This is a genomic window from Moraxella sp. K127 (assembly GCF_015223095.1).
Classification (GTDB): Bacteria; Pseudomonadota; Gammaproteobacteria; order Pseudomonadales; family Moraxellaceae; genus Moraxella.
In genome coordinates, this window is sequence record NZ_JADFBZ010000078.1 from 1 (window position 1) to 7,796 (window position 7,796).

At 46.1% G+C, this 7,796-nt stretch carries 7 protein-coding genes; 4 read left to right on the top strand and 3 right to left on the bottom strand.

Going from position 1 to position 7,796, the window contains the following annotated elements; translation table 11 throughout:
• Nucleotides 1-128 precede the first annotated feature (128 nt).
• The 3 genes from rsfS to IM753_RS12405 are packed head-to-tail and all read right to left on the bottom strand — an operon-like array spanning nt 129 to nt 2,022.
• Nucleotides 129-500, bottom strand: a complete 372-nt coding sequence (gene rsfS / locus IM753_RS12395; RefSeq protein WP_062500181.1) for a ribosome silencing factor — start codon at nt 498-500, stop codon at nt 129-131.
• A gap of 32 nt (nt 501-532) precedes the next feature.
• Nucleotides 533-1,234, bottom strand: coding sequence for a nicotinate (nicotinamide) nucleotide adenylyltransferase (gene nadD, locus IM753_RS12400; protein ID WP_115248196.1), 702 nt, complete (start codon nt 1,232-1,234; stop codon nt 533-535).
• On the bottom strand, nt 1,231-2,022 hold the full coding sequence (locus IM753_RS12405) for an NYN domain-containing protein (RefSeq protein ID WP_194109416.1): 792 nt from the start codon (nt 2,020-2,022) through the stop codon (nt 1,231-1,233). The genes nadD and IM753_RS12405 overlap by 4 nt, the downstream gene beginning before the upstream one ends.
• A gap of 283 nt (nt 2,023-2,305) precedes the next feature.
• Here IM753_RS12405 and IM753_RS12410 point away from each other — a divergent pair, with 283 nt between their 5' ends.
• From IM753_RS12410 to fusA, 4 genes are all read left to right on the top strand, one after another.
• Nucleotides 2,306-4,162 (top strand): EcsC family protein, encoded by a 1,857-nt coding sequence (locus IM753_RS12410; RefSeq protein ID WP_065256583.1) that lies wholly within the window; start codon nt 2,306-2,308, stop codon nt 4,160-4,162.
• Between the two features lie 279 nt (nt 4,163-4,441).
• Nucleotides 4,442-4,816 carry a 30S ribosomal protein S12 gene (gene rpsL / locus IM753_RS12415; protein WP_029102685.1) on the top strand — a complete coding sequence of 125 codons (375 nt, stop codon included), beginning with the start codon at nt 4,442-4,444 and terminating at the stop codon, nt 4,814-4,816.
• Nucleotides 4,817-4,968: 152 nt separating this feature from the next.
• Nucleotides 4,969-5,442, top strand: a complete 474-nt coding sequence (rpsG, locus tag IM753_RS12420) for a 30S ribosomal protein S7 (RefSeq protein ID WP_062500173.1) — start codon at nt 4,969-4,971, stop codon at nt 5,440-5,442.
• Between the two features lie 121 nt (nt 5,443-5,563).
• Nucleotides 5,564-7,690, top strand: a complete 2,127-nt coding sequence (gene fusA, locus IM753_RS12425) for an elongation factor G (protein ID WP_062500171.1) — start codon at nt 5,564-5,566, stop codon at nt 7,688-7,690.
• Nucleotides 7,691-7,796 lie beyond the last annotated feature (106 nt).

Here is a 7,796-nt window from a genome sequence, read left to right on the forward strand (position 1 = left end):
TGTGTTGCAATTTGCCCTGCATGTCACACCAAAAAATACCCACATCAATCAACACCAAACCCCATGATAAAAGATTTTTGGCAAATAAAAACCACCCCAAGCGAATTTGGGGCGGTCTTAATCATTCATCACGCCTTTTGCATGGCAAGTGTTTGCAAGGCTTCTGGCGATGACCATAGCCCTTCTAAGTCATAGAACTCACGAGCCTGTGGGGTCATAATATGCACCACGATACGCCCTAAGTCCACGAGCGTCCAGTCGCTGTCTTTGTCGCCTTCACGTCCTAGTGGCATAAGCCCCGCTTCTTTGGCAGTGGCTCCGAGCTTGTCGGCAAGTGCCTTAACGTGGCGTTTTGATGTGGCGTTGGCGATGATGATGCGCTCGGCAATTTCGGTCAAATGCTCAACCGTCATCACGGTAATCTCTTTGGCTTTTAGGTCGTCCAAGGCGGTGGTTACGAGCGTGATTTGCTCATCTAAGGATAGGTTATGTGTGGTCATGGTATTCAAATAAAATAAAGATTAACCGTCTATTATAGCACACTTTTATAAAGCTCGTGCGTTTTAATATAATCAAAAATTGGCTCAGGCAAATGGCATGGTTTATCGCCTTGGGCTAGGGCGTGGCGGATTTGGGTGGACGAGACAGCAGGTATGGGCGATTTGTCATAAAAAATACGTTTGGTGTTAAAAGTTTTATCGGTTTTTAACAATTCATCTTTTAATAAATCATCTTGTAAAAAGCCATCTTGTAAAAATTTATCAAAATCATCAGTCATCTTTGCCAACACATCAGCCACGACATCATCACTGCCAGCTCTATCAAACGCCCAAATTTTAACGTACGCCAAAAGCTCTTTATAATTTTTCCACAAATGCAGACTTGCCAAACTATCACCGCCCATGACAAAAATCCGCTCATCATCAGGATACCACCGTGCCAATGCTCGCACCGTATCTATGGTATAGACGGGTGGGGTTTGGTGGATTTCTGATGTGTCAATGCTTGCGGTGATGCCTTGATGTTTTAGCATGTCACACGCCAAAGACAGCATATTTAGGCGGTGAGTGGGGTCGGTGGGCGTGCCTTTAAAGGGGTTACCTGCGGTGGGTAAAAACGAGATGACAAAGGGCATATCCAAAGACGACAAGCGATGATGAACAAGACGCACCATGTCCAAATGCCCGTCATGCACAGGGTCAAAACTGCCCCCCAAAAATATCCGTGCCATCATATGGTCAGCTCAATGTCAGCCAGTAGGTCGTTACGGCGATTACGCACAAACACCACTTTGTGATTGTCGCCGTTGGGGTAGCGTTCGGTCAGCTCAAAGTAACGGGGATACGCCTTTAAAAAATCGCTAAATTTGTCATAATGGAAAAGGCGAGCGTCAAAATCAGGCTCGACTTTTAGGATGTAGTTTTTGACGGGGGCGATGTTTGCCCAGCCATGCTCGTCCGCCATGGTGGCGATGGCATTTTTGACTAACGCAATCGCCACATCCACAGGCTTGAACTGGTTATCGCCCGAGAACAGCATGTCAGCTGAGTCATAAAAATCCACGTCGCTGTTTTTCTTTTGCTCTTCAAAGACTTCTAGATAGGTAAAGCGGTCGCAGGCTTGCATAAAGGGCTTGGGTGTGTGCTGTTTGCCAAAGCCATATACCATCAGCCCCTGCTCACGGATACGCTGAGCAAGGCGAGTATAATCGCTGTCAGACGACACAAGGCAAAAGCCATCAAATCGCTCGGTGTAGAGCAAATCCATCGCATCAATAATCAGGCTCGAATCGGTGGCGTTTTTGCCTGATGTGTAGGCGAACTGTTGCATGGGCTGGATGGAGTGCGACAGTAGCACGCTTTTCCAACTGGCAAGTTGGGGTTTTGTCCAGTCGCCATAAGCACGGCGAACACTTGCTCGCCCCAGTGTGGCAATCTCATTCATGAGTGCTTCAAGGTGGGTCGTGGACGCATTATCAGCATCAATCAAGACCGCTAGGCGTGCTTCGGTGGGTGGCAACATGGGAAAATACAAAAGGGTAAATAAAATTATTATAAGGTAAAATTTGCCAATTATCTATCGTTTTTTATCTATCATTTTTGCCACTCATTTACAAAAAAGTTAGGTCGGCTTAGGTTGGTGTAAGAATATCGGGCGTTTTGGGCGTGTCATGGTAGGGTGCGGCAAGCGTGCGATGGTTTTACATTTTGTAGTGTTGCTTTACAATATTGACACAGCAAATTTTTGATAATTTGATATGATGAGTTTTTATGCTATGTTCATTTATTTACATTAAGGAGAAGTTATGAGTACGCCAAAATCAAAAACCTCACGCACCAAAAGCCCCAAAACCACCAGAAAAACGGCGGTGGTTCACGATTTTATTGACAACCAAGAAGGGCTAAGCCACAGCGATGTGGAAGTGATCGCAGGTGATGTGGACATCGCCAATACCAATGTGTCAGATGTGGCGGTGGTTAAGGTTGGCAGTGATGAGCCAAAGGATGCCACTCATGAGACAGGCGATGATAACCATGATAACCAAAACCCTAGTGATGATAATCAGAGCCTTAGCGATGAGAATCAGAGTAATGATAAAGATGATAAGGGCAGTGAGGATAAGCATGTTCATGCCAATGACGACAACAATACCCCCAAATCCGCCCAAGAGATAGCCAAAGAAACCGCTCAGCATAAACTTGCCGAGTTGGCAAAACAGCTAGATGACCTAGATAACCTAGGTGATAAAGAGCAGGTAAAACAACAGGCGCAGCAGGCATTGCACACCGCCCAAGAGACCATTAGTGATACGCTTAACCACACCGCCCAAACTGCCAAAGAACATCTCCAAGAGCTCACTGATGATGCCGATGAGACCGCACGCCTTGTCAATGACAAACTTAGCGATGCCAAACAAGGACTACAACAGACCCTAAGCGATGTCCAAGACAAGGCAGGGCAGGTGGTGCAAGAGACTCAAAAAAATGCCCAAACGCTTGCCGAGCGTGCCAAAGAGACGTTAGATGATGCCAAAGAACAGGCAAAACAGACCCTGGATAACATCAGCGAGCAGACCACCAAACAAACCGATGAACTGCTTGATAAAGCGGAAAACTTATTAGGCAAAGAGCAACAGCAACAGCCTGACAATGACCCAACCGCCAACGAGAGCAGTGATGAGCATGAACAAGCTCATGAGCAAAAAACCAATGACAAATCGGTCGAAAAATCCCATACCTTAAAGGGTTTGGGCGGACTGCTTGCCACAGCAGGTGCTTATTTAGGACGTGGTCATCAAGACAAGAGCTATCAGAGCGTGGATTTGGATGCCGATGCCACAACCAAGCACCCCTTTTATGTCCAAGGTTCGACGCTTGGCGGGAGTTTTGTCAAATCCATTTTGGGCAAAAAAGTTACGGCAGTACATGGCTTGGCAAACAGATTTGTCTCTGATGAAAAACTAAACGCCATCTCAGAGAGCGTGTATGAAAAAATCGCCGAACTGGCCCACGCATGGGCGGTCAAATCCCTGCCTGACGACCCCAAAACACTCACCCCTACCCAAAAAGACGAGCTGGCTCAAAGTCTTGCCGACCAAAACCGAGCCTTGGCAACCGCTGGCGGTGTGACGGGCTTTTTTGGGCTAAAAGGCGTGGTCATGGACACAGCGTGGTTACTGCTTGTGGCACTGCGAACGGTGTATCAGTTGTCGGTGGTCTATGATGTACCATTGACAGGCAAAGAAGGGGTCAAGATGGCGTATGGCGTGCTGTTGGGGGCGAATTTGACCAAAATGCAAGAAAAGCAAGTCATCCTAACCGCCCTTGCCCTTGCCAAAAAAACACTGGTCTATGCAGGCGAGAATGGCTTAAAAGAAGAGTTGGTCAAACTCAGCTCGTCTAACACCAGTATTAAGGATTTTGATGAGCTATTAAAATTTGCCCATTTGGATAAATTGGTTGAAAAATACGGCATAGACATCAATGAGCTAAATACCCATTGGCTACATCGTTTGGTCACTGTTTCGGCAGTTGGCGTGGCGGCACACTATAATCATGGGCTTATTGATGAAGTCATCGGCACCGCTATGGCGACCTTTAAAGCAAATGAGACGCTAAGTGTTGAATACCACAGTGATGAAAATGACAAAAGCATGAAATGATGGTTTTATGGATTTTACTTCGCTCTCAACTTAAAATAGCAACTCACTTGATTACTGGGTAATTATTTTTTGGTTGTGGGGGTAAATTGCAATTTGCCCTAGGCAAGACTCGGTTTTTTAACTGGGTTTTGCCTTTGTGTTTAAATGCCTTGATTTTCTTAAATAAAAGTATTATAATGCCAAATCCTATTTGGGATAAGTACGTTTTTTGTGCAAATTTGCCTAAAAATTAGTCAATTTTGCCAAAAACAAGTTTTTAATTAACGGGAGATATTGCCTATGGCAACTACAAACCAACTTATCCGTAAGGGTCGTAAGACCATTACTGAAAAGTCAAAAGTACCTGCACTACAAGCTTGCCCACAACGTCGTGGCGTTTGTACTCGTGTATATACCACTACCCCTAAAAAGCCAAACTCAGCCATGCGTAAAGTATGCCGTGTGCGTTTGACTTCTGGCTATGAAGTATCTAGCTACATCGGCGGTGAAGGTCATAACCTACAAGAGCACAGCGTTGTGCTTATCCGTGGTGGTCGTGTAAAAGACCTACCAGGTGTGCGTTATCACACTGTTCGTGGTGCACTTGACTGTGCAGGCGTTAAAGACCGTAAACAAGGTCGTTCTAAGTATGGTGCTAAACGTCCTAAGGCGTAATTTAGCTCAATAACCCAAATTTAACCTGTGCATGGCTTGTGAGATGTGTGTTAATCACCCCCATGCCCACAATCATGCAGTAAGGCTGGCTAAATGCTTGATTTGTTTTAAGATTGTATGCCAGATTTACCCTGAAGACATAAGGAACTATTATGCCAAGACGTCGTGTCGTCGCTGCCCGTGAAATTCTACCTGATCCTAAGTTCGGCAGCCAAACCATCGCCAAATTCATCAACCACGTTATGGTTGACGGAAAAAAATCAGTCGCTGAAAAAATCGTTTATGGTGCGTTAGAGAGCGTTGCTGCCAAGCGTAACATCGAAGATCCAGTGGCTTTCTTTGAAGAAGTGCTAGAAAGCGTTCGCCCAACGGTGGAAGTAAAAGCCCGCCGTGTTGGTGGTGCTACCTACCAAGTGCCTATGGAAGTCCGTCCCTCCCGTCGTACTGCCCTAGCCATGCGTTGGTTGGCTGACGCTGCCGCTAAGCGTTCTGAAAAATCTATGGCTCTACGCCTAGCAGGTGAGCTAAATGACGCCGCCGAAGGTAAAGGTGCTGCCATCAAAAAACGTGATGACGTTCACCGTATGGCTGACGCGAACAAAGCGTTCTCTCACTTCCGCTTCTAATTTTATTAAAAGCGTGTTTGGCTTGCCAAACAATATCAGTCGTTTGTCATGGTTCGGTCATGATGATGTCTTATCATGACAAACTGACACCCAATTACTCGCAATTTTTCTAGGAAAAATTATGGCACGTAAAACCCCCTTAAATAGATACCGTAACATCGGTATTTCTGCGCACATTGACGCAGGTAAAACCACGACCTCAGAGCGTATTTTGTTCTACACAGGTAAAAGCCACAAAATCGGTGAAGTGCACGAAGGTGCTGCAACGATGGACTGGATGGAGCAAGAGCAAGAGCGTGGTATTACCATTACTTCTGCTGCGACCACTTGCTTTTGGTCTGGCATGTCTGAGCAATTCCCAGAGCACCGCATTAACCTAATTGACACCCCCGGTCACGTTGACTTCACCATTGAAGTTGAACGTTCTATGCGTGTACTTGATGGTGCATGTATGGTGTACTGTGCGGTTGGTGGTGTACAGCCTCAGTCGGAGACTGTATGGCGTCAAGCCAACAAATACAAAGTGCCACGTCTTGCCTTTGTTAACAAAATGGACCGTACTGGCGCTAACTTCTTCCGTGTGGTTGAACAAGTTAAAACCCGTCTAGGCGGTAACCCTGTGCCTGTGGTTGTGCCAATCGGTGCAGAAGACAACTTTGAAGGTGTTGTTGACCTGCTTGAGATGAAATCCATCATTTGGGACGTAGAATCTCAAGGGATGAAGTTTGAATATGGCGAGATTCCTGCCGACCTAGTAGATACTGCCAACGAATGGCGTAACAACATGGTTGAAGTAGCTGCTGAGTCATCAGAAGAGCTGATGGACAAATACCTAGAAGAGGGCGACTTGTCTCGTGAAGACATCGTCGCTGGTCTTCGTGCTCGTACACTGGCATGTGAAATCCAGCCAATGCTTTGTGGTACTGCCTTTAAAAACAAAGGCGTACAGCGTATGCTTGATGCCGTCATCGAGTTCTTGCCTGCCCCCACTGACGTTGAGGCCATCAAAGGCATTCTAGATGACAAAGACGAAACCGAAGGTAGCCGTGAGTCTTCTGATGATGCTCCATTTGCCGCCCTTGCATTCAAAATCATGAATGACAAATACGTGGGTAACCTAACTTTCGTTCGTGTGTACTCTGGCGTTGCAAAACAAGGCGACAGCGTTTATAACCCTGTTAAGATGAAGCGTGAGCGTATCGGTCGTATCGTTGAGATGCATGCCAACAGCCAAAACGAAGTTGAAGAAGTTCGTGCAGGCGACATCGTAGCATTGGTGGGTCTAAAAGACGTAACCACAGGTGATACCTTGTGTGATAATGACAACATCATCACCTTGGAGCGTATGGAATTCCCAGACCCAGTTATCAGCCTAGCGGTTGAGCCAAAAACCAAAGCTGACCAAGAAAAAATGTCTATCGCTTTAGGTCGTCTTGCTAAAGAAGACCCATCGTTCCGTGTACGCACAGACGAAGAAAGTGGTCAGACCATTATCTCTGGTATGGGTGAATTGCACCTTGACATCATCGTTGACCGTATGAAGCGTGAATTTGGTGTTGAAGCGAACATCGGTGCACCACAGGTTGCCTACCGTGAAACCATCCGTCAAACGGTTGAAGTTGAAGGTAAGTTTGTTCGTCAAACAGGTGGTCGTGGTAAGTTTGGTCACGTTTGGCTGCGTCTTGAACCACTTGACCCAGAAGGTGATGTGGAATACGAATTTGCCGAAGAAATCGTGGGCGGTGTTGTACCAAAAGAATACCACGGTGCGGTAGATAAGGGTATCCAAGAGCGTATGAAAAACGGCGTTTTGGCAGGTTACCCAGTTGTTAATGTTAAAGCGACCCTATATGATGGTTCTTACCATGACGTTGACTCTGATGAGCTATCGTTCAAAATGGCGGGTTCTATCGCATTCAAGAAAGGCTTTATGCAAGCATCTCCTGCTCTGCTAGAGCCTATCATGAAAGTAGAAGTTGAGACTCCAGAAGACTACATGGGCGACATCATGGGTGACCTTAACCGTCGTCGTGGTGTGGTTCAAGGCATGGACGACTTGCCTGGTGGTACCAAAGCCATCCGTGCAGAAGTGCCACTTGCTGAAATGTTCGGTTATGCCACTCAAATGCGTTCTATGTCTCAAGGTCGTGCAACTTACTCTATGGAATTTGCCAAATACCAAGAAACGCCTAAGAACGTGGCTGATGAAATCATCAAGAAATTCACTGCCAAAGATGATGACGAGTAATCATAATCATCTCATTTAAATCCGTTTTGGTTTGTCCATGAGTGGCAAACCAAAACAATCACTTATCAAAACCTTGTGCAGTTTGCACGAATCAAAAGGATATTAT

Excerpts from the sequence above, each read along its gene's own strand:
- rsfS (WP_062500181.1), bottom strand. The coding sequence starts at position 500 with ATGACCACACATAACCTATCCTTAGATGAGCAAATCACGCTCGTAACC.
- nadD (WP_115248196.1), bottom strand. The coding sequence starts at position 1,234 with ATGATGGCACGGATATTTTTGGGGGGCAGTTTTGACCCTGTGCATGAC.
- IM753_RS12405 (WP_194109416.1), bottom strand. The coding sequence starts at position 2,022 with ATGTTGCCACCCACCGAAGCACGCCTAGCGGTCTTGATTGATGCTGAT.
- IM753_RS12410 (WP_065256583.1), top strand. The coding sequence starts at position 2,306 with ATGAGTACGCCAAAATCAAAAACCTCACGCACCAAAAGCCCCAAAACC.
- rpsL (WP_029102685.1), top strand. The coding sequence starts at position 4,442 with ATGGCAACTACAAACCAACTTATCCGTAAGGGTCGTAAGACCATTACT.
- rpsG (WP_062500173.1), top strand. The coding sequence starts at position 4,969 with ATGCCAAGACGTCGTGTCGTCGCTGCCCGTGAAATTCTACCTGATCCT.
- fusA (WP_062500171.1), top strand. The coding sequence starts at position 5,564 with ATGGCACGTAAAACCCCCTTAAATAGATACCGTAACATCGGTATTTCT.